The sequence below is a fragment of the Luteimonas sp. AC640a genome (genome assembly GCF_979256585.1).
In genome coordinates this window covers 53,563-77,774 of sequence record NZ_CEEDOV010000004.1, presented here as the reverse complement: position 1 = coordinate 77,774, position 24,212 = coordinate 53,563, and the positions used below count along the sequence as shown (strand labels likewise).

Here is a 24,212-nt window from a genome sequence, read left to right as displayed (position 1 = left end):
CAATGACGGATCCTCGCTGCGTTTTCCGACACGCGCTATAGCCCCGGTGCAATGGTCAAGGCCCAGCGCATCGCTGCATGCTGGTGATCCCGATTGCATCGCAGGTGCAGGCCGATGACTGGATATCTCCTGGCGCTGGTCGCCGCACTGTCGACCCACGTCGACGGACCGTTTGCTTCGTCGTCGTCTGATGCCGACGTCGCAGGCATCGCTGGAAGCTGGCAGGTATGCGGTGCAATGCGACTCGACCTCAGAGACACGAATCCGCGCGGCGTGGAAAACGCCAAGCTCGTGTTCCACCCGGATGGCGTACTGGAGTGGCGCCCGGCGGAGGCGACCGGACCAGAGCGATCGGAGTACGGCCGCTTCGAATCCGGTGGCGGCGACATCCGTGTGCTCGACCGCACCGGCCGCCAGCTCGGAGTGCTCACGAACCGTGGACCCGACCAACGGGTGTTGAGCCGCGATGGTCGCGACGGAATGCTGCTCTGCAAACTGGGCGATGTCGCGGCAGCCGATCGCACATTGCAGCCGCGCTCGGTCGCGTTTTTCAGATCGGCGGCGTTCGACGATGACGGGATCGCGCGCAATGCTGAAACGCGACAGCCGCCGGCGGATTCCCTGCTCGGCACGTGGGAAATGGCGCGTGTGGTGGTGCGTGATCCGGCGCACGCCTGGTTCGGGTCCAATCCGTATGGCTGGGGCAGTCTCCGGATCGCCTTCGACGGTCGTCAGATGTGCTTCGCAACCTTGCAACCGCAGGCGAGTGACGTGGATCGCGGTTGTGTGCCGGCGCAGGTCCGCGGTCTGCGGGTGCAAGCCGACGACGATGCGCGCGGCATGCTCGCGCCCTGGCTGGCAGGCGATGTCCGCATCACGCCGGACGGCATCATGCGCGTGCCCCGGCGTGTCTACGAGGAAGAATACGTATGGCTGGGCCCCGGTGATCTGACCCGGAAACCGCTCGAAGGCCGCATCACGCTGGTTACGTTCTCCGAGGAGAACGACTAGCTCCAGTCAGCCCGGCGCGGCGTCGCCAAGCAGCACGAATGCCGCCACCACCCGACGCCCTTCACCGGCCAGCACATTGAACGTGCGTGCCGCGGCGGCATTGGTCATCGCTTCGAGGCCGATGCCGCGCGACAGGCACGCGGCCATGGTCGCGGGCGGCGGAAAGCCCTGGGTCTCACCGGTGCCGAGCAGCACGACTTCCGGCTCCAATGCCAGCACCGGGGCGAGGGCGTCGACGTCGAGATGGCGGACATCAGTCACTGGCCAGTCCTCAACGAGGCTGCGGGGGGCGACGATGAAGCTGCGGGTCAGGCGGCGGTCGTTGACCAGCGCCAGACGCCCGTCGGCGCCTCGCAGGACGTAGTCGAAATCGGGGGATTCAAGGTTGAGCTGCATATCGCGCCCGTCGTGCGGTCAGGACCGCGGCAGCACGATCTGGCGACGATCCTTGCTCTGGCGATACAGAATGGCCACGTGGCCGATGCGCTGTACCAGTTCAGACCCGGTGCGTCCGGCGAGGTCGGCGATCATCCCGTCCCGCTCCTCGCGGTCCGATGCGCCGACCTTCACCTTGATCAGTTCGTGATGCTCGAGCGCGGCGTCGATTTCGGCGACCAGGGCATCGGTGATGCCTTTGCCGCCTACCTGCAACATGGCTTTGATGCCATGGGCCTGGCCGCGCAGAAAACGGGTCTGGGCAGCGGTCAGGGCATTACTCATGGATGAACCGATCGGGGAAATGAAAGCGGTCGGCAGGATATCATGGCCACTGGACGCCCCCGTCCCGCACACGAGCCCTTGATGGCCTCCCGCAGCAAAAGCAGCCAGCGTTGGCTGAAAGAACATTTCGCCGATCCCTTCGTCAAGAAGGCCCAGAAGGAAGGTCTGCGTTCGCGCGCCGCCTACAAGCTCGAAGAACTGGTCGAGCGCGACCGTCTGCTCAAGCCGGGCATGGTCGTGGTCGATCTGGGCGCCGCCCCCGGCGGCTGGTCGCAATGGGTCCGTCAGTCGCTGGGCGATTCCGGTCGCGTCATCGCGCTGGACATCTTGGACATGCCGTCGCTAGCCGGCGTGGAGTTCCTTCACGGAGATTTTCGTGAGGATGCGGTCCTCTCGTCGCTCGAATCCACATTGGGTGGGCAGCAGGTCGACCTTGTGTTGTCCGACATGGCCCCCAACAAGAGTGGGATAGACGCTGTCGACCAGCCCCGTGCGATGCATCTGGCGGAACTGGCGATGGATTTCGCGGACAACCACCTGCGCACGGGCGGCACTTTCCTGATCAAGCTATTCCAGGGCACTGAATTCGACGAGTACGTGCGCAGCCTGCGACGCCGTTACACAAAGCTGTCGATCCGCAAGCCGGCCGCATCCCGGCAGCGTTCGCCGGAAGTCTATGCGCTGGCGCAGGGCAAGCTGGCGACGATGAAGTAGCATGACCCCGATGCATCAAGCGCTCCACCGCATTCTTCACGAGAACCCCGAAACATGAACGATCTGGTCAAGAATCTGCTGCTCTGGGTGGTCGTCGCCGTCGTACTGATGGTGATCTTCCAGAGCTTCAGCCCCAGAACCGGCGCAGGCGGGCAGGACGTCCAGTACTCGCAGTTCATGGAACAGGTCCGCAAAGACCAGATCGGCTCGGTGAAGATCGCCGAGGACGAACGTACGATCACATTCCAGAGCAAGGGCGGCCAGACCGGTACCGTCATCGCCCCGCGTCGCGACGATCGCATGATCGACGACCTGATGAACCACAACGTCGCGATCGACCAGGCACCGCCGTCGAGCGGGATTTCACTGGGTTACATTTTGATCCAGCTGCTGCCGGTCGCGCTGATCATCGGCTTCTGGTTCTTCATGATGCGGCAGATGCAGCAGGGCGGCGGCAAGGGCGCGATGTCCTTCGGCAAGTCCCGCGCCAAGCTGCTCAATGAAGAGCAGACTAAGATCACCTTCGCCGACGTCGCCGGTTGCGACGAAGCCAAGGAGGAAGTGTCGGAGCTGGTCGAGTTCCTGCGCGATCCCTCGCGCTTCCAGAAGCTCGGCGGCAAGATTCCGCGCGGCGTGCTGATGGTCGGACCGCCCGGTACCGGCAAGACGCTGCTCGCCAAGGCGATCGCCGGCGAGGCCAAGGTGCCGTTCTTCTCCATCTCCGGTTCGGACTTCGTCGAGATGTTCGTCGGCGTCGGTGCGAGCCGCGTGCGCGACATGTTCGAGCAGGCCAAGAAGCAGGCGCCGTGCATCATCTTCATCGACGAAATCGATGCGGTCGGCCGTCATCGCGGCGCCGGTCTCGGCGGCGGTCATGACGAGCGCGAGCAGACGCTCAACCAGTTGCTGGTCGAGATGGATGGCTTCGAGGGTGGCGAGGGCGTGATTGTCGTCGCCGCGACCAACCGTCCCGACGTGCTCGACCCCGCGCTGCTGCGTCCGGGCCGTTTCGACCGTCAGGTCGTCGTGGGTCTGCCGGACGTCAAGGGCCGCGAGCAGATCCTCAAGGTGCACATGCGCAAGGTGCCGCTGGACGAAGACGTGCAGCCGCTCGTCGTCGCCCGCGGCACGCCCGGTTTCTCGGGTGCGGACCTCGCGAACCTCGTCAACGAGGCGGCGCTGTTCGCTGCGCGCGAGAACGGCAAGGAGGTCCGCATGGACCACTTCGACCGTGCCCGCGACAAGATCCTGATGGGCGCCGAGCGCCGTTCGATGGCGATGAGCGAGGATGAGAAGACGCTGACCGCCTACCACGAGGCCGGCCACGCGATCGTCGGCCGTCTCGTGCCCGAGCACGATCCGGTCTACAAGGTCACGATCATTCCGCGCGGCCGCGCCCTTGGCGTGACGATGTATCTGCCAGAAGGCGATCGCTACTCGATGAATCGCGTGGCGATCGAATCCCAGCTGTGCTCGCTGTACGGCGGCCGCGTCGCCGAGGAACTGATCTTCGGCGGCGACAAGGTCACCACCGGCGCGTCGAACGATATCGAGCGTGCGACCAAGATGGCCCGCAACATGGTCACCAAGTGGGGCCTGTCCGACGAGCTCGGCCCGATCGCCTACGGCGAAGAGGACGACGAAGTGTTCCTCGGCCGTTCGGTCACCCAGCACAAGTCGGTGTCCGACGACACGGCGCGTCGAATCGACGAAGTCGTGCGCACGATCCTCGACAAGGCCTACGAGCGCACGACCGAGCTGCTGACGGCGAACATCGACAAGCTGCACGCGATGTCGAAGCTGCTGCTCGAATACGAAACCATCGACGTGCCGCAGATCGACGCGATCATGGAAGGCCGCGATCCGCCCCCGCCGATGGGCTGGGGCAAGGCGAACGCGAACAAGAACGACGACAGCGGCGACAAGGGCGGCAACCGCCCGCTGCAGCCGCCGATCGGGGGTCCGGCCGAACAGGCCTGATCGCAGCAGAATTTCGAAGACAGGCCGGGCGCGATCCCGGCCTTTCTTTTGCATGCGATTCAAAGGAACCGCGGTGTGCCGCCCAGTGGTGGTCGTCGCGGGACATCCTTCGTTCTCGCAACCGGTCATGCATGGACGTCGAGGGCCGGATACTCGCACATCACATTGCCGCCCCGGCCTCCGAGCTCGCGTGTGCGGATGCATCGTGTGATGCGGACCTGTTGCATAAGGGTTCGAATCACCGGTTTCGCTCGCTGCGTGCGGCGCGACATCCACGCGAGGGCGGCAGCGACTCGTGCAGGCCGATGCGCTGCGGTTCCTCGGTCGCGCAGAAGCGACGCCCCTGGCGCCACAGCGCTTGCGATGCCGATGACGACTCGCCAGAGTCTGTGTTGACGTTTCGCAATAAGGCGCCGACCTGCCGGATCCGGCGCCGAGCATCCTCGACAGCCTTGTCCAACGGTCGGCGTTCGGCACGCGCGCGGTCGCGCTGGAACGCGGATTCGGCCTGCGTCGTCGCCAGGGACGCGTAATAACCACGATCACATGGGAGATCACTGATGTTCGATACCGCGCCGCAACTCGACTGCAACGGCCGAGTCTTGCGATTGGACCGACCGCGTGTGATGGGCATCGTCAACGTGACCCCCGATTCGTTTTCCGATGGGGGCGCGTACGACAGCACCGAGGCCGCCATTGCGCACGGGATGAAACTGGCAGTGGCAGGCGCCGACATCCTCGACATCGGCGGAGAATCCACACGCCCCGGCGCGGACCAAGTGTCGGTCGAAGATGAGCTGCAACGCGTTGTACCGGTGATCGAAGGACTCGTTGCGCGCACCTCGCTGCCGATCAGCATCGACACGTATAAGCCCGAGGTCATGCGCGCCGCGGTCGCCGCGGGCGCAGGCCTGATCAACGATGTCTACGGGCTGCGACGCGAGGGCGCGCTCGAAGCGGCTGCATCGCTCGGTGTGCCTGTGGTGCTGATGCACATGCTCGGCGAACCACGCGGCATGCAGAATGCGCCGGGATACGACGATGTCGTCGGTGAGGTGCACCGGTTTCTCGCCGAGCGGATCTTTTCCGCCGAGATGGCCGGCATCGACAAGAAGCGCATCGTCGTCGATCCGGGTTTCGGGTTCGGCAAGACCACTGCGCACAACGTGGCGTTGCTTGCGCAGCTCGGACGGTTCACCGAGCTCGGCGTCCCGGTGCTCGCGGGTCTGTCGCGCAAGCGCAGCATTGGCGAACTGACGGGTCGCGATGTGGCGGCCGAACGTGCGGCCGGTTCCGTGGCCGCGCACCTGATTGCTGCCCAGAACGGCGCACGCATCCTGCGTGTGCATGATGTCGCAGAGACCGTCGATGCATTGAAGATCTGGCTTGCAGTGGATGGGGTGCCAAAGCCGCGCGCGGCGACGCCGAAGCCCACGATCCGTTGGCCCGACGACGCCTGAGCGGCTGGTCCGGGGCCGGCGGCCGCGCGCTTGGCGGGCCGGTCTGACGGCGATGCGTTAACCTGTTGTCTTCATTTCGTGCCGCCCTTCCGGGCGGTCCGTCGTTTCAGGAGGGGACTATTCGATGATGACTGCCAGTACGCCGCTGATCGTGACCTTCGTGGTCTATCTCGTCTGCATGGTGCTGATTGGTGTCGTGGCCTGGCGCTCGACCAAGAATTTCGACGACTACATCCTGGGCGGTCGCAAGCTGGGTCCGGGCGTGACCGCCCTGTCGGCCGGCGCATCCGACATGAGTGGCTGGCTGCTGATGGGCCTGCCCGGCGCGCTGTACCTGGGCGGTGTGTCGGAAGCCTGGATCGCGATCGGCCTGATCGGTGGCGCTTATCTCAACTGGCGGTTCGTGGCCGGTCCGCTGCGCGTGTACACCGAACGTACCGGCAATGCGCTGACGCTGCCCGACTTCTTCACGCATCGCTTCGAGGATCGCAGCCGTTTGCTGCGCGTGTTCTCCGCGGTGGTGATCCTGGTGTTCTTCGCGGTCTACTGCGCATCCGGTGTGGTCGCCGGCGCACGCCTGTTCGAAAGCGTATTCGGTCTGCCGTATGCGCAGGCGATCTGGTGGGGCGCGGCGGTGACCATCCTCTACACCCTGATCGGCGGATTTCTCGCGGTCAGCTGGACCGATGTCGCGCAAGGCACGCTGATGCTGTTCGCGCTGCTGCTCACGCCGGTCATTGTCTACATGACCACCGGCGGCTTCGAGTCCAGCATGGATCTGATTGCCAGCGTCGATGCGACCAAGCTGTCGTGGACGCGTGGCGGCGAGCTCGGCCTGATCGGCGTCGTCTCGCTGCTGGCCTGGGCGCTTGGTTACTTCGGCCAGCCGCACATCCTGGCGCGCTTCATGGCGGCGGGCAGCGTGCGGACAATTCCCGCCGCGCGCCGGATTGGCATGGCCTGGATGATCCTGTGCCTGCTGGGTTCGCTGACGGTGGGTATCCTGGGCATCGCGTATTTCCAGCAGCATCCCGAGCAGGTCGGCCCGGTCGATGCGAATGCCGAGCGGGTGTTCATCACCCTGGTCGACCTGCTGTTCAACCCATGGGTCGCGGGCGTGATCCTGTCGGCGATCCTCGCCGCGGTAATGAGCACGCTGTCGAGCCAGTTGATCGTGTGTTCGAGCGTGCTGTCGGAAGACTTCTATCGCGGCTTCTTCCGCAACGATGCGAGCCAGCGTGAGCTGGTCTGGGTCGGCCGTGGCAGCGTGCTGCTGGTCGCGCTGGTCGCGCTGTGGCTGGCGCGCGACCCCGACAGTCGCGTGTTGGGGCTCGTTTCGTATGCATGGGCAGGCTTCGGTGCTGCGTTCGGGCCGGTCGTGCTGCTGTCGTTGTTCTGGCAGCGCATGACCCGCAACGGCGCGCTGGCGGGCATGGTGCTGGGCGCGGTGACCGTGGTGGCCTGGAAGCAGGTCGCCGTCGAGCAGATGGGTTCGGCGCTGTACGAAATCGTGCCCGGCTTCGTGATCGCCACGCTTGCGATCATCGTCGTCAGCCTGCTTGGCAAGGCGCCCTCGCAGCAGGTGCAGGCGCGCCACGAGCAGGTGCGTCTGTCGCTGCGCGAGACTGGTTACTGAGCCATGGCGAGAACGGTGTGAGCGTGCCCGGCATGCGGCCACGCGCCATCGCGCTGATGGGGCCGACCGCCTCGGGCAAGACCGCGCTCGCGCTGGACTGGGCGGAACGGTTCGGCGGCGAGATCGTCAGTGTCGATTCGGCGCTGGTGTATCGGGGGCTCGAGATCGGCGCGGCCAAGCCCGACGCCACAGAGCGCGCGCGCGCGCCGCATCACCTGCTCGATCTGCGCGACCCCTGGCAGACGTATTCCGCGGCCGAGTTCGCGCACGACGCACGCGCCGCGGTCGAGGACATCCTGTCGCGTGGCCGCGTGCCGATTCTCGCCGGCGGCACCGGCCTGTATTTCGCGGCCTTGCTCGATGGCCTGTCACCGATGCCTGAAGCCAACACCGACACGCGTGCCGCGATCACCGCCGAGGCTGCCGAAATTGGTTGGCCCGCACTGCATGCGCGTCTGGCGACGCTCGATCCCGACGCCGCCGCGCGCATCAAACCTGGCGATGCGCAACGCATCCAGCGGGCGCTCGAAGTGCATCGCCTGACCGGCATCGCGATCAGCGAGTGGCAGAAGCGCCCGTCCGAATCGCCACCGTTCCCCGCGCAGGTGCTGTCACTCGCGATCGCGCCCCCCGAGCGCGCCACCCTGCATGCGCGCATCGCCACCCGGTTCGATGCGATGCTCGCTGCCGGCTTTCTCGACGAGGTGCGTGCACTGCGCGCATTGCCGCAGTTGCAGGTGCACCCGACGCCGTTGGAGCTGCCGGCGATCCGCGCGGTGGGGTATCGCCAGGTCTGGGAGTTTCTGGACGGGCAGGGCACAGCCGAAGACTTCCGCGAGCGCGGGATCGCCGCGACCCGGCAACTGGCGAAGCGCCAGTTCACCTGGCTGCGCGGACGGGGTGGGGCGCGTTGGTTCGATCCCGCGACGCAGCGTGATGCGCTGGATGCGGAAGTCGCTGCGTTCCTGAGATGAGGGGCGCCGGTTCAAGCCTGACCCCGTGTACGGGAGGGCGGAAGCCGCCAGGTCGCGCGACACCGTATCAACGCACCAGTGTCACGAATCCCCGATTGCGCACAGCATTCCCCCATGCGATCCCGCACGGACGGCATCGCGGTTGTGTAACATCGGCCGGTCGTCATCCGGGGAGCGGGTGGCGACCCGGCCAACAGGTCATCAGAACAACAACTACGCTGGGGAAACACCATGTCCAAGGGGCAATCCTTGCAGGATCCTTTCCTGAACGCACTGCGCCGCGAGCGCGTGCCCGTCTCGATTTACCTCGTCAATGGCATCAAACTGCAGGGCACGATCGAATCGTTCGACCAGTTTGTGGTGCTGCTGCGCAACACCGTGAGCCAGATGGTCTACAAGCACGCGATCTCGACCGTGGTGCCGGCCCGCAATGTGCGCGTGGCGCCGGGTGGCGGGTTCGTCCAGTCCGGTGAGGGCGAGGGCGATGACGAGACGCCCGAAACGACCGACTGACCCGAGGTGTGAACCCACTTGTTCGAACGCTCCCGCAAGGGTGAAAACGCGCTGCTGATCCAGCCGCATTCGCATGGCCCCGCCGACGAAGGCGCGCTGGAAGAATTTTCGGAACTTGCCCGCTCGGCCGGTGCCCGCGTCGCCGCGGTCATCCCCGCCCGCATCGACAAGCCCAATGCCGCCACGCTGTTCGGCAGCGGCAAGCTCGACGAGGTCAAGGCTGCGGCCGATGCGACCGGCGCCGATCTGGTGCTGGTCAATCATCGGCTCAGCCCGGGCCAGGAACGCAACCTCGAGAAATTCCTCGAGCGCCGCGTCGTCGACCGCACCGGCCTCATCCTCGACATCTTCGCCCAGCGCGCCCGCAGCCATGAAGGCAAGCTGCAGGTCGAGTTGGCGCAGCTGCGGCACATGGCCACGCGCCTGGTCCGCGGCTGGACCCATCTGGAACGTCAGCGCGGTGGTTCGATCGGCCTGCGCGGCCCGGGTGAAACCCAGCTTGAAACCGACCGTCGTCTGTTGCAGAAACGGCTCGAACAGTTGCAGGCGCGCCTCGACAAGGTGGAAGTGCAGCGCACCCAGATGCGCCGTGCGCGCGTGCGCAGCGAGCTGCCGCGCGTGGCGCTGGTCGGCTACACCAATGCCGGCAAGTCCACGTTGTTCAATACGCTGACCGGCGCCGATGCCTACGCGGCCGATCAGTTGTTCGCCACGCTCGATCCGACCGTGCGCCGCGTCGATCTGTCCGGCGGCAGCATCGTGCTCGCCGATACCGTCGGCTTCGTCCGCGATCTGCCGCATGAGCTCGTCGCCGCGTTCCGCTCCACGTTGAGCGAAGCGCGCGAGGCCGACCTGCTGCTGCACATCATCGATGCCGCCGATCCGCTGCGGAACGAGCGCATCGCCCAGGTCGATGCCGTGCTGGGTGAAATCGGCGCCGGCGATCTGCCGCAGTTGCTGGTGTTCAACAAGATCGACCGCGTCGAAGGCGCGACGCCGCGCTACGACCAGGATCCGAATGCGCTGGCCGATGACGCCGTGCGCGAGAGCGTGTGGATTTCGGCGCGCGATGGGCTCGGTCTCGATCTGCTGTCGCAGGCGCTCGCACGTCGGCTCGGCATCCGCCGGGTGACCGGCGAGGTGCGTCTGCCGCCCGAGTCCGGTCGCCTGCACGCCCGCCTGCATGCGCTGGAAGGCGTGCGCGAGGAAACCGTCGACGAGTCCGGCTGGCTGCTCCAAGTGGACCTCGCCCATGCGGACGCCGCGCGTCTGGCGTCGCAGCCCGATGGCGAACCCTTGCGCGCGCTCTTGCCTCCGGACGAGGACGACACCATCTGATAGGTCCGGTGGGTGCGTGTCTGCCCGCGATTCGGCTTCCAGTGGATGCCATTTCGCGATCAGGGCCGCGGCCACGGGAATCCCGGCATGACCTCCGGTGCGTGGCCTGCGACAGGCGCGAGCCGGTTAGACTATGCGACCCCCGCGCCGCCGCCGACGCAGGCTGCGCGCCCAGAACTGGAGCAGGCATGGCCTGGAACATTCCCGGCAACAACAAGGACAACGATTCTCCGGACCGCAAGGATTCCGGAGACAAGGGCGAGCGCAATCCGTGGCCGCCACGCCGTACCGGCGGTGGTGGTCGTGGAGGACGTGGTGGTGGTGGCGGTGGTTTCGACCGCATCCTCGACCAGTTCCGCGGGCTCTTCGGCGGTGGATTCGGTGGCGGCAATCCGCTGCGCTGGATCGCGGTCGTCGTGGTCATCGTGCTGCTGCTCAACTGTTTCGTGCTGGTGGGTGAAACCCAGCGCGGCGTGGTCCTCCGCTTCGGCCAGGTCGCCCGCGTCATGCAGCCGGGTCCGAACTTCAAGCTGCCGTGGCCGGTCGAGCGCGTGACCAAGGTCGACGCGACGACGGTGCAGTCCTTCAGCAACACCGTGCCGGTGCTGACCCGCGACGAGAACATCGTCATCGTGTCGTTCAACGTGCAGTACCGCGTCGGCGATGCCACGCAGTATCTGTTCGGCACCCGCAACGCCCGCGAGATGCTGGAGCAGACCGCGCTCAGCGCCGTTCGTGAGCAGATCGGCCGGGTGAATCTGGACGCCGCGCTCAACGCGCGTGGTCCGATCTCGACCGCTGCCCAGACCTCGCTGCAAGCCTCGCTCGACAGCTACCGCACCGGCCTGTTCGTCAACGAACTCAACCTGCAGGACGCGCGTCCGCCGGAAGAGGTCAAGGACGCGTTCGACGCCGTCAATAGCGCGCAGCAGATGAATGAGCAGCTGGTCAAGGAAGCCGGCGCTTACGCGGCGAAGATCGTGCCCGAGGCGCGCGGTGAATCCGAGCGTGTCCGCTCGCAGGCCGAAGGCTACAAGACCGCCGAGATCGCACGCGCCACCGGTGACGCGACCCGCTTCTCGCTGCTGGTCGATGCCTACGCCGGTGCGCAGGACGTGACCCGCAAGCGTCTGTGGCTGGAAACGGTGCAGAGCGTGCTGGCCGAGAACCGCGTGGTCGTGGGTGGCGATGGCCGCCAGCTGATCTACGTGCCGATGGCCGGGCAGGGCGCGGGCGGACAGGCCGCTCCCTCGCTGATTCCGCCGGAAGTGCTGTCGCCGGCCGTCGAGGCCACGCGCAACAGCGGCAACAGCAACAGCAACGCGACCCCGGCGGCACCCGCGCGCACCCTGCCGCGCCCGTCGCGTGAAGGAGCCACCCGATGAGACTGAACTTCGTCATTCCGCTGATCATCATCGTGCTGCTGGGCCTGATGGGCTCGGTGTACGTGGTCCGCGAAGGCCAGGTGGCCCTGGTGCTCAACCTCGGCCGCGTGGCGCGTACCGACATCGGTCCGGGCCTGCACTTCAAGGTGCCGCTGATCGAATCGGCGCGCGTGTTCGATCGCCGCTTCAACGCCAGCGCGTTCTCACCCGAGCGCTCGCTGACCTCCGAGCGCAAGGACGTCAGCGTGGACTTCGTGGCCATCGTCGCTATCAGCGACGTCGCCGCGTTCTACCGCGCCACGTCCGGCAACGAGTCCGATGCCAATCTGCGCCTCGAGCCGATCATCAAGAACTCGCTGCGTAACGAGATCAACGCCAGCACGCTGACGGAACTGGTGTCGGGCAACCGCTCGGAGTTCGTCGAGCGCCAGTTGCCGGGTATCAATGAAGCCGCGAAGTCGCTGGGCATGCGCATCATCGACATCCGTTTGAAGCAGATCGATCTGCCGACCGACAGCCAGGTGATCCAGCAGGTCTACAACCGCATGCGCGCCGAGCGCCAGGAAGTGGCCACGCGACTGCGCGCCGAAGGTGAGGAACGCGCCCGCGCGATCCGCGGCCAGGCCGATCGCGAGCAGACGGTGATCCTCGCCGAAGCCGAGCGCGACGCGCAGACCTTGCGCGGTGAAGGCGACGCCGAAGCGACCCGAATCTACGGCAACGCCGCGAACCGTGATCCGGCGTTCTACGCGTTCCAGCGCAGCCTCGAGGCGTATCGCGCCTCGTTCCAGAAGGGCGACAGCGTGATCGTGCTCGAACGCGACGACCCGTTCCTGCAATACATGCGCAGCGACCGTTGATGGCCTGGGCCTGATGTCGGATCTGTGGGCGGCGTTGTGCCTGGTGTGTGTGATCGAAGGTCTGATCCTGTTCGCGATCCCCGGCTTCTGGAAGCGCAACGCCGAACAGATGCTCACGATGCCCATCACCACCCTGCGCCGTATTGGCGCAGGCGTGCTGGCGGCGGGATTGATCGCGCTGTATTTCGTGCGCGGTTGATGGAGGCGGATTGATGTCTGTCGGTTGAGGTTGGAAGAAGCGGATCACCGAACCTCAAGCGTTTCCGCGAGCTTGCCCTCACCCCAGCGCCTCTCCCAAGGGGAGAGGGGCTCAAAAGCGTGACTACATGGCTTCACTCTCAGGCGCGACGAGCCGGCTATTGAGGTCGCACGTGGCTGCCCGGCCATCGAGATCGCCACACACGCATTGACCCGGCGCCTCTCCCTCCGGGAGAGGCCGACGCGCAATGCGCGTCGGGTGAGGGCCGGGGCTTTCTCCTGAGTTGTGTCGGCAGATGGACGAAGCGCGGCGAAGCCTATCGCTGCCTTGTTTGACGCGCGTTCGGCATCAAGCTTTGCTGCGAGCATCAGCCCTCACCCCAACCCCTCTCCCAGGGGGAGAGGGGCTCTAAGCCAAGCCATGCGAGTCATGCTTAATCACGGCGAGCCGGCCATCGAGATCCCCACACAAACGGATCGAGCCAGCGCGTCTCCATTGCGAGAGGCCTGCGCGCAACGCGCGTCGAGTAAGAGCCTGGGCGCTCCCGACACCCCCCCCGACCCCCCATGAACACGCCTTAGAAACAGGTGGCCCTCGTCACCGGTTATCCGGATAATGCGGAAAAGCCGGACGGGCCATCTCGCATGAGTGGACTGCCGGCTTTTTCCGTGTCTGGCACTGCAAGGCGGCCGTCTCCCCGATGGAGCGGCCAATCACCGTGCAAGGCTGGCCGGTCCCTTCCTGCGGCCCCGATGGCCGCAACGTAACAGGAGTCATCAAGATGGGTCAGTCAGTGGTGGTGATCGGCGCACAGTGGGGCGACGAGGGCAAGGGCAAGATCGTCGACCTCCTCACGCAGGACATCGGCGCCGTCGTGCGCTTCCAGGGCGGGCACAACGCCGGCCATACGCTGGTGATCGGTGGCAAGAAGACCGTTCTCCACCTCATTCCCTCCGGCATCCTGCGCGACGACGCGCTGTGCCTGATCGGCAACGGTGTCGTGCTGAGCCCGGCCGCGTTGATCAAGGAAATCGGCGAGCTCGAAGCCGCCGGCGTCGAAGTGCGTTCGCGGCTGAAGATCAGCCCGGCCACGCCGCTGATCATGCCGTACCACATCGCCCTCGATCAGGCCCGCGAAAAGGCCGCCGGCGGCAAGGCCATCGGCACCACCGGCCGTGGCATCGGCCCGGCATACGAAGACAAGGTGGCGCGTCGCGGCATCCGTGTCGCCGACCTGCATTACCCCAAGCAGCTCGAAGAGCTGCTGCGTACCGCGCTCGACTATCACAACTTCGTGCTGACCAAGTATCTCGGCGGCGACGCGATCGACTTCCAGAAAACCTACGACGAAGCACTCGCGTTCGGCGACTACGTCGAGCCGATGAAGTCCGACGTGGCCGGCATCCTTCACGACCTGCGCAAGCAGGGCAAGCGCGTGCTGTTCGAAGGCGCGCAGGGCGCACTGCTCGACATCGACCACGGCACCTATCCCTACGTCACCAGTTCCAACACCACCGTCGGTGGCGCACTGGCCGGCGCGGGCGTCGGCGCGGACGCGATCGACTACGTGCTCGGCATCGCCAAGGCGTATGCAACGCGCGTCGGCGGTGGTCCGTTCCCGACCGAACTCGACGACGAGATCGGTCAGGGCATCCGCGACCGCGGCCAGGAATACGGCGCCTCCACCGGTCGTCCGCGTCGCTGCGGCTGGATGGATATCGTCGCGCTCAAGCGCGCCGTCGCCATCAACGGTATCTCGGGCCTGTGCATCACCAAGCTTGATGTGCTCGACGGCATGAAGACGCTGAAGATCTGCATCGCGTACGAATACCGCGGCAAGCGCACCGAGTACGCACCTCTCGACGCCGCCGGCTGGGACGAGTGCACGCCCGTCTACCTCGAATTCCCGGGCTGGGAAGAAACCACCCACGGCATCACCGAGTGGGACAAGCTGCCCGCCGCCGCCCGCGCCTACCTACGGGCGCTGGAAGAACTGGCCGGCTGCCCGATCAGCATCGTCAGCACCGGCCCGGACCGTGCGCACACGATGGTGCTGCAGGATCCGTTCGCCTGATCCAAGTGACTGCCGCACACGAAAAACCCCGCGCAAGCGGGGTTTTTTCTGGGTGCAGCCGCGCAAGAATTTCAGCCATCGACGGGATGACGGCAAGCGCCTGCTGACTTGCCGGGCTGTGAGACCTCGCCGTCTCTACGCTCTGCGAACCGGGCATGCAGTCGCTGCCCAAACGCCATGCAACGTGACGGACTCTGTGAGCCGGAGGCGGTGATGCACTATTCCGGGGGACTTGAGCGCTGGCTTCAGAAGCCGGTTCTTTTTCAGAAGCCTCGGCCTGCTGCCGCCATGCAGTGATTTCGATCAGGGCCAGCCGGCAGTGTTCTCCGGGATGCGGCGCAGCGTGGACGGGCGTGTCCAGCTCGGCGCGCAGGCGTCTTGGACATTGCGACGCACGCGCCTCGAAGTGGTCTACGCTGCAGGCTACGGTGCGGTTCGAAGGCGCCAGACGCCCAGCAGGCTTGAAGTGACGCGTAACGCAATGAAGATGGATATCGAGAAGCTCAGCCTCCGCGAGCTCGATGCGCTGGTGAACGCCGCCGAGCAACGGAAGATCACACTGGCGAGCCGCCGGTCACCCGCTCTCGTCCGCAAGGCGTTGATCGACGCCGCTGCTGCGCACGGCTATGCGATCGAGGAACTCTTCGACGTCGAGCCGACCGCGGAGGCTGTCAGGAAGCCGACCAAACGAAAGAAGCTCGCCAAGGTGGCGGCGAAGTATCGCGATCCGGAGAACAAGCGCAATACCTGGTCGGGTCGCGGACGCATGCCACGCTGGCTTGCCGAGAAGACCAAGCGCGGTCGCAGCGCTGCGGATTTCCTCATCCCTGGACTGGGAAGGCCCACTGCGAAAAAGAGCAGCACGATCGGGCAGAGATCTGTTTTCAAGCAGGGCTAGCCAGCAGGCGGCCCGCGGGATTTCCGCGACGCCTGCGCCCGGCTGCGATACGTCGTGTCAGACCCGCGCGGCGCGGGCATCCGCGGCGGGCGGGCGGCCGAACATGCGGCCGTATTCGCGGGTGAAGTGCGGCACGCTTTCGTAGCCCACGGCGTACGCGGCGCTGCTTGCCGCCATTCCCTGCGACTGCATCAGCCGGCGCGCCTCGATCAGGCGCAAGCGTTTCTGGAACTGCAGCGGCGACAGCGAGGTGATCGACTTGAAGTGCCGATGGAACGCGGACGCGCTCATGCCGGCCTCGTCGGCAAGCGCTTCGACGGGCAGCGGCCGGGCGTAGTCGCGGCGCAACAGCTTGACTGCGCGGGTGATGCGCTGCACGTGGCCGTCGGGCCAACCCAGTCTGCGGATCGCGTGGCCATGCTGGCCGGCGAGCAGCCAGTAGTGCAACTCCCGGATGCGCTGGGCCTGCAGTACGGGCAGGGCATCGGGCTGCTCGATCAGCTGCATGAGGCGCAGCGCGGCATCGGCGACTTCGGGCTCGATGGGATGCACGCGCACCGGGCCTGGATCGTCCGCGGGCGGCGGACCCATCTGCGCGACGAGGTCGGTGATCACGGCCGGGTCGAGTTCGAGCACCAGCGAGTAGTAGGGCGCCGCGGCGCTGGCGTGGGTGATCTGGCTCACGGTGGGAATGTCGGCGGTGATCAGCAGCGCGTGGCCGGCTGCGAAGTCGAATGCGCGGGCGCCGAAGGTGACGCGCTTGCCGCCCTGCTGCACCAGACACAGCAGCGGGCGCTGCACGTCGTGCATGAGATCGCTGGGTGCGAGCGCGCGTACCGCCATCAGGCCGGGGATGGGCGAGGGCGCCAGGCCATCGGCGCCGACATGGGCGTCGGCGTGGCGGCGGACAGCATCGGGCAATGTGGACATGGCCGAATCGTAGCGTCCGGGCGCCGCTCGTGGGTGGGTCGTGGCAGGAATGGGCAAGGGTGGTGCAGGTTCCGGCAACGCGTCGCGCGATGAACGGCGCAGTCTGTGCGTGGTCCTTCCCACCACCTCATCAGGAGTGTTCCATGACCCGGATTGCCCTCATCACCGGCGGTAGCCGCGGCCTCGGCCGCAACACCGCACTTGCCGTCGCGCGCAATGGCGGCGACGTCGTACTGACGTATCGCAGCAATGCCGACGAAGCGCAGGCGGTCGTCACCGAAATCGAAGCGCTAGGCCGCAAGGCGGTGACATTGCAGCTCGATACCGGCGATGTCGAAGCGTTTCCCGCGTTCGTCGAGCAGTTGCGCAACGCGCTGCGCGAGACCTGGCAGCGCCAGGCCTTCGATCACCTCGTCAACAACGCCGGCCATGGCGACACCGCGCCGATCGCCGACACCACCGTCGCGCAGTTCGACCTGCTTGTGGATGTGCACTTCAAGGGCGTGTTCTTCCTGACCCAGGCGCTGCTGCCGCTGATCAATGATGGCGGACGCATCGTCAACATCTCGACCGGACTCACGCGCTTCGCGTATCCGGGCTACGCGGCGTACGCCGCAACCAAGGCGGCCGTGGAAACGCTGAGCCTCTACATGGCCAAGGAATTCGGCGCGCGCGGCATTGCGGTGAACACGGTTGCGCCGGGTGCGATCGAAACCGATTTCGGTGGTGGCGCCGTGCGCGACAACGCGCAGATCAACGCGCAGCTCGCGGGCATCACGGCGCTGGGGCGGGTGGGCGTGGCGGATGACATCGGACCGATGATCGCGGCGTTGTTGGGGGATGCGAACCGGTGGGTCAACGCACAGCGGATCGAAGTGTCCGGCGGCCAGGCGATCTGAGCTGAGCGTCGCACTTCAGTTCGCTTTTGATGCGGGAAGCAGTCCTCGGCCAAGTTTCTCTCGAAGCGGCAGCGGGACTGAAGAGGACGCGCGCTGCATCTCATTCGCGCGTCGCGCTCTGCTCGGTGCAGCTGGGCTGGCACCGCTGGCTCGCACGGCACCCTGCGTGTGCCCACGTGCTCGGGCGCCCCTCTCCCGCCGGGAGAGGGGTGGGGTGAGGGAGGCGCATGGCCTGTCAATGTGTCAGTGCGATCGAAAGCGCAGAACTCGGGTTGATGTGCACGACATCGGCCTGGGCTCTGGTACTTCGCCGCCCACCCAACCCGCGCGCGCTGGAGAGCGATGACTCCAGGCGCGCAGGGGGACGATTGCGAGCGTCGGCAGGGTGAGCCGGGCGTGGCGTCGCAGGGATCAATCCCAGATCCACGTACGTCCCACCCGACGCATTCACCACGCCTTGCGCTCGAATGTACGACTGTGTCCCGTGCACCGCGGATCGTCTGGCGTGACGCGGCCCCGCCTTCTACGAGACCTCCGATGGACACACACCCCGTACTCGTGACGCAGCCGTACCGGCCGCTGAATCCCTTGCACCTGTTGCTCGTCAGCAGTGCATTCCCGCTGTTCCTCGGCGCCTTGCTTTCCGATATCGCCTACGCGCGGTCCTATGAGATCCAGTGGACCAACTTCGCCTCCTGGCTGCTGGTCGGGGCGATGGTGTTCGCGGTCATCGGGCTGGTCTGGGCGCTGGTGTCGTTGATCACCCCGACGGCGCGCACGCGAAACCGTTTCATCTATGTGGGTGTGCTGGCGCTGACCTGTGTGCTCGGCTTCGTCAATTCGCTTGTGCACGCCATGGACGCCTGGCAGAAGATGCCGCAGGCGCTGGTGTGGTCGGTGCTGTGCGTCGTGTCGATCGGCGCGAGCCTGTGGTTCGCGCTGGGCGGCACCTTGCGTCGCCGGGAGGTGCTGCCATGAACCGTCTTCACGCCAAGCGTTCGAAGTCCGCGCTGTTGACGCGTGCCCTTGTGCCTGCGCTGGCACTTGCACTCGCCGCCTGCGGCGGTACGCCGGACGACACCTATCGCGGCCCGTCACCGGATCTGCCCAAGCCGCAGCGCGGCCTGTTTCCGACGCTTAAGATTTCGCTGCCGGCCGAGTGGGGCGATCAGATGCCGACGGTGCCCGAGGGCTACGAGATCGCGCCGATCGCCGACAACCTGCTGATCCCGCGCCAGATGCTGGTGCTGCCCAATGGCGACATCCTGGTCGCCGAAGGCCGCGGCGGCCGCGCACCGAAGCTCACGCCTAAGGACATCATCGCCGGCGTCATCAAGGCCCGCGGCAACACGCAGGTCGAGAGCGGCAACCGGCTGACTCTGCTGCGTGACGGCGATGGCGATGGCACCTACGAGGGACGCTCGGTGTTCGCCGAGAATCTCGACGCGCCCTACGGTCTGGCGTTCGGCAACGATTCAATCTATGTGGCCACGCAGGACACGTTGCTGCGCTTCCCGTACACGCCGGGCGCGGTGAACGCGGCAGGCGCGCCGGAAGAAGTCACCAAGCTCCCCGGCGCGATCAATCACCACTGGACCAAGTCGCTGACCATCAGTGCGGACGGACGCTATCTGTTCGTCGGTATCGGCTCTGACAGCAACATCACCGAACGCGGCCAAGCAGTCGAAGAAAGCCGCGCGATGGTCTGGCAGGTGGACGCGCAGACAGGCTTCCATCGCGTGTTCGCCACCGGCCTGCGCAATCCGACGGCGCTGGCGATGCAGCCGGGCATGGACCAGCTGTGGGCGGTGGTCAACGAGCGTGACGAGATCGGAGGCGAGTTGGTGCCGGACTATCTGACCAGCGTGCGTCCGGGCGGCTTCTACGGTTGGCCGTACAGCTACTGGGGCCAGAACGTTGACGAACGCGTGCGTCCGCAGAACCCGGAGAAGGTCGCGTCCGCGATCGCGCCGGACTTTGCGCTGGGCTCGCACGTGGCAGCGCTCGGCGTCGCGTTCTCGGGCCCGGCAATGGGCGCGCAGTTCGCGAACGGCGTGTTCGTCGGACAGCACGGCAGCTGGAACCGTGATCCGCCGGTGGGCTACAAGGTGTCGTTCGTGCCGTTCCGTAATGGCAAGCCGGCAGGCGAGATGATCGACTTCGCCACTGGCTTCCTTGGCGATGACGGCAAGGCACGTGGTCGCCCGGTCGGCGTGGCTGTCGATCCGCGCGGCGCGCTGCTGGTCGCGGATGATCTGGCCAACACCATCTGGCGCATTACGCCGACGGGTGGCGCACCGGGTGCGCCTGCACCGGCCACGCCGGTGCCGACGGAGGCCACGGCTGCGCCGGCAGCTGCACCGGCTGCAACCGGAACGACGCCAGCGGGCTGAGTGCGTTTGGCAGGCTGTGAATGACAAAGGGCCCGCAAGGGCCCTTTGTTTTTGGAGACCGGCTTGCGTTGCATGAAGACACGCCTTGCTTGCGTGTCAGGCCGACGCAGGCCGGGGTGACGTGACGGGTTGTGTTTGCCTGCACCGCGTTCGGGTCGCGCCGCGCCACTTGGTGGACGACACATGCCTCTCACGCTCAGCCGGCTGCACCCGCCGGCAACTTCGCCACCACCTTGATCTCGAAATCGAACCCGGCCAGCCAGGTCACGCCCACCACCGTCGCGGTCGGAAACGGCGCCTCGCCCCAGTACTCCGGCACGATCTCCCAGGCCCGTTCGAAGCGGTTCGCGGGATCGACGATGAAGAACGTCACGTCGACCACGTCGTCGAACGTGGCCCCCGCCGCAGCGAGCACGGCGTTGAGGTTGTCGAAGGCGCGGCGCACCTGCTGGTCGAACGCCGGTTCGGGTGAGCCGTCTTCGCGGCTGCCGACCTGACCGGCGACGAACAGAAATCCATCGGAACGGATGGCCGGCGAATAGCGGTGCTTGTCGTACAGCGCATGGCGGCCGGCGGGGAAGACAGCGTCACGAGTTGCCATGGGACTCTCCTGTGCGTGTGATGACCCATAGTCTGCGGACGCAGGCCCACGCGATAAACACGCAGCGCTGCGCAGCATTGTTCGTAGAATCCGAACAATCTCCGCAGCTGGATCGCCGATGGACCGTTTCGATGCGATGCAGGCGTTCGCGCGCGTGGTGGAAGCCGGCAGCTTCACCAAGGCCGCTGAGACGCTGCACATGAGTCGGACCACGGTGACGCAGCTGGTGCAACAGCTGGAGGCGCGGCTGCGGGTGAAACTGCTCAACCGCACGACGCGCCAGGTCAACGTGACCGCCGATGGCGCGGCGTACTACGAACGCGTGGTGCGTCTGCTGGCCGACATCGAAGATGCCGAAACCAGCCTGTCGAGCGCGGCCGCCGCGCCGCGTGGGCGATTGCGTGTCGACGTGCCCAGCCCGTTCGCCCGGATGATCCTGACGCCGGCGTTGCCTGATTTTCATTTCCGCTACCCGGATATCCAGCTGGATCTGGGTGTCAGCGACCGGCGCGTGGACCTGATCGGCGAGAACGTGGATTGCGTGGTGCGCGGCGGCACGATCACCGACCAGTCGCTGATCGCCCGGCATGTCGGTGATCTGCAACTGGGCGTGCACGCGTCGCCGGCCTATCTGCAGCGCATGGGCACGCCTGCGCATCCGCGCGAGCTGGAGGACTCGCATCACCGCATCGTCGGCTTCCTGTGGGCGCGCACCGGCAAACCGTTGCCGTACGCGATGCGCCGCGGCGACGAACGCGTGCAGGCGCAAGGGCGCTACGTGGTGGCACTCGATGACGGCAATGCCTATCTCGCGGCCGGCCTCGCCGGGATGGGCGTGCTGTGGCTGCCGACGTACATGGCCACACCGCACGCGGCAAGCGGCGAGCTGGTGGCGCTGTTCGAGGACTGGGCGCTCGATCCGATGCCGATGCATATCGCGTTTCCGCCGAACCGCCACGTCAGCGCCAAGCTCCGGGTGTTCATCGACTGGATCATCGAACTGATGGAGGTGCATGCGCCGGTGATCCGGCCACCGCCCGGTTAGACAGGTATGCGCGACGCGCTGCCGCATTGCGGGTGCATGATGCAGGCGTCTCTCCCGGACCCCGCCCATGGCGCTTGCCGACGATCGTCGTCACCAGATGTTCCCGGTGCTGGATGCCGCCCAGATCGCAACCGCGCGCCGGTTCGCCAGCGGTCCACCGCGCACCTGCGTGGCCGGCGAAGTGCTGTTCGATGTCGGCGATCGCGACGCGCCGGTGTGGCTGGTGCTCGAGGGCGCGATCGATGTCGTACGCCGCGACGGGCTGGGCCACGAGAAACCGATCACCACGCAGGGTGCGGGGCAGTTCACCGGCGAGGTGAGCCAGCTCGCAGGCCGCGCTTCGCTGGCTGCGGGGCAGGCGGCCGAAACCGGCTGCACCGCGGTGCCGATCGATGCCGCGCACCTGCGCGCGCTGGTGGTGGGTGCGGCCGAGTTGGGCGAGATCGTCATGCGGGCCTTGATCCTGCGTCGCGTCGGATTGATCGAAAGCGATGCCGCCGGTTCGGTGCTGGTCGGTTGGCCGGGCGACGCGCATGTAAACGGTCTGCAGGGCTTCCTCACCCGCAACGGCTATCCGAATACGCTGATCGATGCCGACAGCGACGAAGGCCGGGACATCGTCGAGCGGCTCGGCATCCAGCCCGGCGACCTGCCCTTGATGATCTGTCCGAACGGCACGGTGCTCAAACGGCCTGGCACTGCGGAAGCCGCGACGTGTCTGGGCATGACGCCGGAACTCGATCCCGATGCGCTGCATGACGTGGCGATCGTCGGCGCCGGACCGGCGGGGCTCGCGGCCGCGGTGTACGCGGCGTCGGAAGGACTGTCGGTGATCGTGCTCGACCAACGCGCGATCGGCGGGCAGGCCGGCGCGTCGGCGCGGATCGAGAACTACCTCGGCTTCCCGACCGGCATCTCCGGCCAGGCGCTCGCCGGCCGCGCCTACAACCAGGCGCTCAAGTTCGGCGCCGAACTCGCGATTCCGCTGGAGGTCGCGACATTGGCCTGCGCAGGCGATGGCGGCGCGGCCGACGCGCCAGCGGCACATTCGCTGCATCTGACATCGGGCGATGTGGTGCGCGCACGGACCGTGGTCATCGCGTCGGGCGCGCGCTATCGGCGTCCGGACATCGAGAATCTCGCGCTGTTCGAAGGCGGGGGCGTGTCGTACTGGGCGTCGCCGGTCGAGGCGCGGCTGTGCGAAGGCGAGGAAGTCGCGTTGATCGGCGGCGGCAATTCGGCAGGGCAGGCGGTTGTGTTTCTGGCGCCGAAAGTGAAGACGCTGCACCTCGTCGTACGCGGCGCCGGACTCGAAGCTTCGATGTCGCGCTATCTGATCGATCGCATCAAGGCCTTGCCGAACGTGGTGCTGCACACGCGCACCGAGCTGATCGCGCTTGAGGGGGATCGCGAGCGCGGACTGGTTGGTGGCACCTATCGCGATCGCGACTCTGGCCTCACCCATCATTGCGATCTGCGTCATGTGTTCCTGTTCGTCGGCGCCGATCCCAACACCGCGTGGTTGACCGATTGCATCGCACTGGACCACGCGGGCTTCGTGACGACCGGCGTGGATGGCGCAGGGCCGGGACGTTCGACATCGCTGCAGACCGATCGCCCCGGAGTCTTCGCGATCGGCGACGTGCGCGCGGGTTCAGTGAAACGTGTCGCGGCGGCGGTGGGCGAGGGCGCTGCCGTGGTCGCGCAGATCCACCAGTATCTGGCCGCTGCCGATGAGGCTGCGCGATCCGACACCCAAGCGAAGGCGACCGCCTGATGGCCGACACCTGCCCCCACCTCGACACCATCGCCACCGTCGTGCCGAGCGCACGCGGCTGCGAGGACTGTCTCGCGATCGACAGCCCCTGGGTGCATCTGCGCCTGTGTCGCACATGCGGACATGTCGGCTGCTGCGACGATTCGCCCAATCGCCATGCCACCGCGCACTACCACGCGACCGGCCACCCGATCATCGAAGGCTACGACCCGCCGGAAGGCTGGGGCTGGTGTTTCGTGGACGAGGTGGAAGTGGATCTGCCGGACCAGACGCCGCAGCGTGGGCCGATTCCGCGGTATGTCTGACGCTGGGCGGCGCGTCGCGGACTGTGTGCGCTAGACCAGCGCCATGACCGGCCTGATACGCGCATCCCGTTTTCACGAGGTCGCAGTACGGACCTTTTTTCAACAAGGACATTGGGATGACGCGACAGGAAGACGTGTCGCAGCACGACGCCCCGGAGAAACCGGACTCGCCGCCGCGCGACCCGACGCCGAATCCGAAGGCAGACATCGCCAGCGAGGTCGATGACTTCGATGATCCGGATTCGCATGACGAGAATGCGTTGCCGGAACATGCAGGGGGCGGGTTGGCGGGCGCGTGATTCGGCCGAATGCGCGTGCAGCGCATCGGGTGAGGGCGGCGGTGTTCGCTGCGAGCATCGCCCTCACCCCAACCCCTCTCCCAAAGGGAGAGGGGCTAAGAATCTGCGCAGATGAGAGGAGCCTAGAGTCGGCACTTTCTCGAGAGCAGCTGATTCGCATCTCCGAAGAGACCTGAGCACCTCTCCCTCTGGGAGAGAGCC

Annotated in this window: 24 protein-coding genes; 20 read left to right on the top strand and 4 right to left on the bottom strand. The window is 66.4% G+C overall.

The window, feature by feature from the left end:
- Positions 1-114: 114 nt before the first annotated feature.
- Complete coding sequence (locus ACZ9YD_RS02520) at positions 115-1,011, top strand: hypothetical protein (RefSeq protein WP_465073566.1); 897 nt, start codon at positions 115-117, stop codon at positions 1,009-1,011.
- A 6-nt stretch (positions 1,012-1,017) separates the two neighbouring features.
- Here ACZ9YD_RS02520 and ACZ9YD_RS02515 read toward each other — a convergent pair whose 3' ends face one another.
- Both ACZ9YD_RS02515 and yhbY read right to left on the bottom strand, forming a co-directional pair.
- The gene (locus tag ACZ9YD_RS02515; protein ID WP_465073565.1) at positions 1,018-1,407 is read right to left on the bottom strand and encodes an Mth938-like domain-containing protein; all 390 of its coding nucleotides are present in this window, start codon (positions 1,405-1,407) and stop codon (positions 1,018-1,020) included.
- A gap of 18 nt (positions 1,408-1,425) precedes the next feature.
- Complete coding sequence (yhbY, locus tag ACZ9YD_RS02510) at positions 1,426-1,731, bottom strand: ribosome assembly RNA-binding protein YhbY (RefSeq protein WP_465073564.1); 306 nt, start codon at positions 1,729-1,731, stop codon at positions 1,426-1,428.
- A gap of 81 nt (positions 1,732-1,812) precedes the next feature.
- On the opposite strand from yhbY, the gene rlmE reads away from it, so the two are divergent.
- The 12 genes from rlmE to ACZ9YD_RS02450 all read left to right on the top strand — a co-directional run bounded on the left by rlmE (position 1,813) and on the right by ACZ9YD_RS02450 (position 15,762).
- Positions 1,813-2,445, top strand: a complete 633-nt coding sequence (gene rlmE / locus ACZ9YD_RS02505) for a 23S rRNA (uridine(2552)-2'-O)-methyltransferase RlmE (protein WP_465073563.1) — start codon at positions 1,813-1,815, stop codon at positions 2,443-2,445.
- Between the two features lie 54 nt (positions 2,446-2,499).
- Positions 2,500-4,425: an ATP-dependent zinc metalloprotease FtsH gene (gene ftsH / locus ACZ9YD_RS02500; RefSeq protein WP_465073562.1), complete on the top strand. Its 1,926-nt coding sequence runs from the start codon at positions 2,500-2,502 to the stop codon at positions 4,423-4,425.
- 560 nt (positions 4,426-4,985) lie between these two features.
- The gene (folP, locus tag ACZ9YD_RS02495; protein ID WP_465073561.1) at positions 4,986-5,885 is read left to right on the top strand and encodes a dihydropteroate synthase; all 900 of its coding nucleotides are present in this window, start codon (positions 4,986-4,988) and stop codon (positions 5,883-5,885) included.
- A gap of 124 nt (positions 5,886-6,009) precedes the next feature.
- A complete protein-coding gene (gene putP, locus ACZ9YD_RS02490; RefSeq protein WP_465073560.1) occupies positions 6,010-7,521 on the top strand; it encodes a sodium/proline symporter PutP in 1,512 nt (503 codons plus the stop codon).
- Positions 7,522-7,553: 32 nt separating this feature from the next.
- Positions 7,554-8,495, top strand: a complete 942-nt coding sequence (miaA, locus tag ACZ9YD_RS02485; protein WP_465073559.1) for a tRNA (adenosine(37)-N6)-dimethylallyltransferase MiaA — start codon at positions 7,554-7,556, stop codon at positions 8,493-8,495.
- A gap of 231 nt (positions 8,496-8,726) precedes the next feature.
- Positions 8,727-9,008: an RNA chaperone Hfq gene (gene hfq / locus ACZ9YD_RS02480; protein ID WP_465073558.1), complete on the top strand. Its 282-nt coding sequence runs from the start codon at positions 8,727-8,729 to the stop codon at positions 9,006-9,008.
- 18 nt (positions 9,009-9,026) lie between these two features.
- A complete protein-coding gene (hflX, locus tag ACZ9YD_RS02475; RefSeq protein WP_465073557.1) occupies positions 9,027-10,346 on the top strand; it encodes a ribosome rescue GTPase HflX in 1,320 nt (439 codons plus the stop codon).
- A 188-nt stretch (positions 10,347-10,534) separates the two neighbouring features.
- A complete protein-coding gene (gene hflK / locus ACZ9YD_RS02470; RefSeq protein WP_465073556.1) occupies positions 10,535-11,731 on the top strand; it encodes an FtsH protease activity modulator HflK in 1,197 nt (398 codons plus the stop codon).
- Complete coding sequence (hflC, locus tag ACZ9YD_RS02465; protein WP_465073555.1) at positions 11,728-12,591, top strand: protease modulator HflC; 864 nt, start codon at positions 11,728-11,730, stop codon at positions 12,589-12,591. The genes hflK and hflC overlap by 4 nt, the downstream gene beginning before the upstream one ends.
- A gap of 13 nt (positions 12,592-12,604) precedes the next feature.
- A complete protein-coding gene (locus tag ACZ9YD_RS02460) occupies positions 12,605-12,790 on the top strand; it encodes a DUF2065 domain-containing protein (RefSeq protein WP_465073554.1) in 186 nt (61 codons plus the stop codon).
- 781 nt (positions 12,791-13,571) lie between these two features.
- Positions 13,572-14,864 carry an adenylosuccinate synthase gene (locus ACZ9YD_RS02455; RefSeq protein WP_465073553.1) on the top strand — a complete coding sequence of 431 codons (1,293 nt, stop codon included), beginning with the start codon at positions 13,572-13,574 and terminating at the stop codon, positions 14,862-14,864.
- Positions 14,865-15,096: 232 nt separating this feature from the next.
- The gene (locus tag ACZ9YD_RS02450) at positions 15,097-15,762 is read left to right on the top strand and encodes an H-NS histone family protein (RefSeq protein ID WP_465073552.1); all 666 of its coding nucleotides are present in this window, start codon (positions 15,097-15,099) and stop codon (positions 15,760-15,762) included.
- Between the two features lie 57 nt (positions 15,763-15,819).
- Here the strand turns inward: ACZ9YD_RS02450 and ACZ9YD_RS02445 are convergent, their stop codons facing one another.
- Positions 15,820-16,692: an AraC family transcriptional regulator gene (locus tag ACZ9YD_RS02445; protein ID WP_465073551.1), complete on the bottom strand. Its 873-nt coding sequence runs from the start codon at positions 16,690-16,692 to the stop codon at positions 15,820-15,822.
- A 143-nt stretch (positions 16,693-16,835) separates the two neighbouring features.
- Between ACZ9YD_RS02445 and ACZ9YD_RS02440 the strand changes: the two genes are divergently transcribed.
- The 3 genes from ACZ9YD_RS02440 (at position 16,836) to ACZ9YD_RS02430 (ending at position 19,984) form a co-directional block, all read left to right on the top strand.
- On the top strand, positions 16,836-17,591 hold the full coding sequence (locus ACZ9YD_RS02440) for an SDR family NAD(P)-dependent oxidoreductase (RefSeq protein WP_465073550.1): 756 nt from the start codon (positions 16,836-16,838) through the stop codon (positions 17,589-17,591).
- A gap of 537 nt (positions 17,592-18,128) precedes the next feature.
- Positions 18,129-18,569 (top strand): DUF2231 domain-containing protein, encoded by a 441-nt coding sequence (locus ACZ9YD_RS02435; protein WP_465073549.1) that lies wholly within the window; start codon positions 18,129-18,131, stop codon positions 18,567-18,569.
- The gene (locus tag ACZ9YD_RS02430; RefSeq protein WP_465073548.1) at positions 18,566-19,984 is read left to right on the top strand and encodes a PQQ-dependent sugar dehydrogenase; all 1,419 of its coding nucleotides are present in this window, start codon (positions 18,566-18,568) and stop codon (positions 19,982-19,984) included. The genes ACZ9YD_RS02435 and ACZ9YD_RS02430 overlap by 4 nt, the downstream gene beginning before the upstream one ends.
- 196 nt (positions 19,985-20,180) lie before the next feature.
- Here ACZ9YD_RS02430 and ACZ9YD_RS02425 read toward each other — a convergent pair whose 3' ends face one another.
- The gene (locus ACZ9YD_RS02425; protein WP_465073547.1) at positions 20,181-20,585 is read right to left on the bottom strand and encodes a RidA family protein; all 405 of its coding nucleotides are present in this window, start codon (positions 20,583-20,585) and stop codon (positions 20,181-20,183) included.
- Positions 20,586-20,703: 118 nt separating this feature from the next.
- On the opposite strand from ACZ9YD_RS02425, the gene ACZ9YD_RS02420 reads away from it, so the two are divergent.
- The 4 genes from ACZ9YD_RS02420 to ACZ9YD_RS02405 all read left to right on the top strand — a co-directional run bounded on the left by ACZ9YD_RS02420 (position 20,704) and on the right by ACZ9YD_RS02405 (position 24,011).
- Positions 20,704-21,630 (top strand): LysR family transcriptional regulator, encoded by a 927-nt coding sequence (locus ACZ9YD_RS02420; protein ID WP_465073546.1) that lies wholly within the window; start codon positions 20,704-20,706, stop codon positions 21,628-21,630.
- A gap of 67 nt (positions 21,631-21,697) precedes the next feature.
- The gene (locus ACZ9YD_RS02415; RefSeq protein WP_465073545.1) at positions 21,698-23,407 is read left to right on the top strand and encodes an FAD-dependent oxidoreductase; all 1,710 of its coding nucleotides are present in this window, start codon (positions 21,698-21,700) and stop codon (positions 23,405-23,407) included.
- Positions 23,407-23,712, top strand: coding sequence for a UBP-type zinc finger domain-containing protein (locus tag ACZ9YD_RS02410; protein ID WP_465073544.1), 306 nt, complete (start codon positions 23,407-23,409; stop codon positions 23,710-23,712). Before ACZ9YD_RS02415 ends, ACZ9YD_RS02410 begins: the two co-directional genes overlap by 1 nt.
- Positions 23,713-23,828: 116 nt before the next feature.
- Positions 23,829-24,011: a hypothetical protein gene (locus ACZ9YD_RS02405; protein ID WP_465073543.1), complete on the top strand. Its 183-nt coding sequence runs from the start codon at positions 23,829-23,831 to the stop codon at positions 24,009-24,011.
- Positions 24,012-24,212: the final 201 nt, after the last annotated feature.

Excerpts from the sequence above, each read along its gene's own strand:
- ACZ9YD_RS02520 (WP_465073566.1), top strand. The coding sequence starts at position 115 with ATGACTGGATATCTCCTGGCGCTGGTCGCCGCACTGTCGACCCACGTC.
- hfq (WP_465073558.1), top strand. The coding sequence starts at position 8,727 with ATGTCCAAGGGGCAATCCTTGCAGGATCCTTTCCTGAACGCACTGCGC.
- ACZ9YD_RS02445 (WP_465073551.1), bottom strand. The coding sequence starts at position 16,692 with ATGTCCACATTGCCCGATGCTGTCCGCCGCCACGCCGACGCCCATGTC.
- ftsH (WP_465073562.1), top strand. The coding sequence starts at position 2,500 with ATGAACGATCTGGTCAAGAATCTGCTGCTCTGGGTGGTCGTCGCCGTC.
- ACZ9YD_RS02455 (WP_465073553.1), top strand. The coding sequence starts at position 13,572 with ATGGGTCAGTCAGTGGTGGTGATCGGCGCACAGTGGGGCGACGAGGGC.
- hflC (WP_465073555.1), top strand. The coding sequence starts at position 11,728 with ATGAGACTGAACTTCGTCATTCCGCTGATCATCATCGTGCTGCTGGGC.
- rlmE (WP_465073563.1), top strand. The coding sequence starts at position 1,813 with ATGGCCTCCCGCAGCAAAAGCAGCCAGCGTTGGCTGAAAGAACATTTC.
- ACZ9YD_RS02435 (WP_465073549.1), top strand. The coding sequence starts at position 18,129 with ATGGACACACACCCCGTACTCGTGACGCAGCCGTACCGGCCGCTGAAT.
- ACZ9YD_RS02425 (WP_465073547.1), bottom strand. The coding sequence starts at position 20,585 with ATGGCAACTCGTGACGCTGTCTTCCCCGCCGGCCGCCATGCGCTGTAC.
- hflK (WP_465073556.1), top strand. The coding sequence starts at position 10,535 with ATGGCCTGGAACATTCCCGGCAACAACAAGGACAACGATTCTCCGGAC.
- ACZ9YD_RS02420 (WP_465073546.1), top strand. The coding sequence starts at position 20,704 with ATGGACCGTTTCGATGCGATGCAGGCGTTCGCGCGCGTGGTGGAAGCC.
- folP (WP_465073561.1), top strand. The coding sequence starts at position 4,986 with ATGTTCGATACCGCGCCGCAACTCGACTGCAACGGCCGAGTCTTGCGA.
- ACZ9YD_RS02415 (WP_465073545.1), top strand. The coding sequence starts at position 21,698 with ATGGCGCTTGCCGACGATCGTCGTCACCAGATGTTCCCGGTGCTGGAT.
- ACZ9YD_RS02410 (WP_465073544.1), top strand. The coding sequence starts at position 23,407 with ATGGCCGACACCTGCCCCCACCTCGACACCATCGCCACCGTCGTGCCG.
- yhbY (WP_465073564.1), bottom strand. The coding sequence starts at position 1,731 with ATGAGTAATGCCCTGACCGCTGCCCAGACCCGTTTTCTGCGCGGCCAG.
- miaA (WP_465073559.1), top strand. The coding sequence starts at position 7,554 with ATGCGGCCACGCGCCATCGCGCTGATGGGGCCGACCGCCTCGGGCAAG.
- ACZ9YD_RS02405 (WP_465073543.1), top strand. The coding sequence starts at position 23,829 with ATGACGCGACAGGAAGACGTGTCGCAGCACGACGCCCCGGAGAAACCG.
- ACZ9YD_RS02440 (WP_465073550.1), top strand. The coding sequence starts at position 16,836 with ATGACCCGGATTGCCCTCATCACCGGCGGTAGCCGCGGCCTCGGCCGC.
- ACZ9YD_RS02430 (WP_465073548.1), top strand. The coding sequence starts at position 18,566 with ATGAACCGTCTTCACGCCAAGCGTTCGAAGTCCGCGCTGTTGACGCGT.
- ACZ9YD_RS02515 (WP_465073565.1), bottom strand. The coding sequence starts at position 1,407 with ATGCAGCTCAACCTTGAATCCCCCGATTTCGACTACGTCCTGCGAGGC.
- ACZ9YD_RS02460 (WP_465073554.1), top strand. The coding sequence starts at position 12,605 with ATGTCGGATCTGTGGGCGGCGTTGTGCCTGGTGTGTGTGATCGAAGGT.
- putP (WP_465073560.1), top strand. The coding sequence starts at position 6,010 with ATGATGACTGCCAGTACGCCGCTGATCGTGACCTTCGTGGTCTATCTC.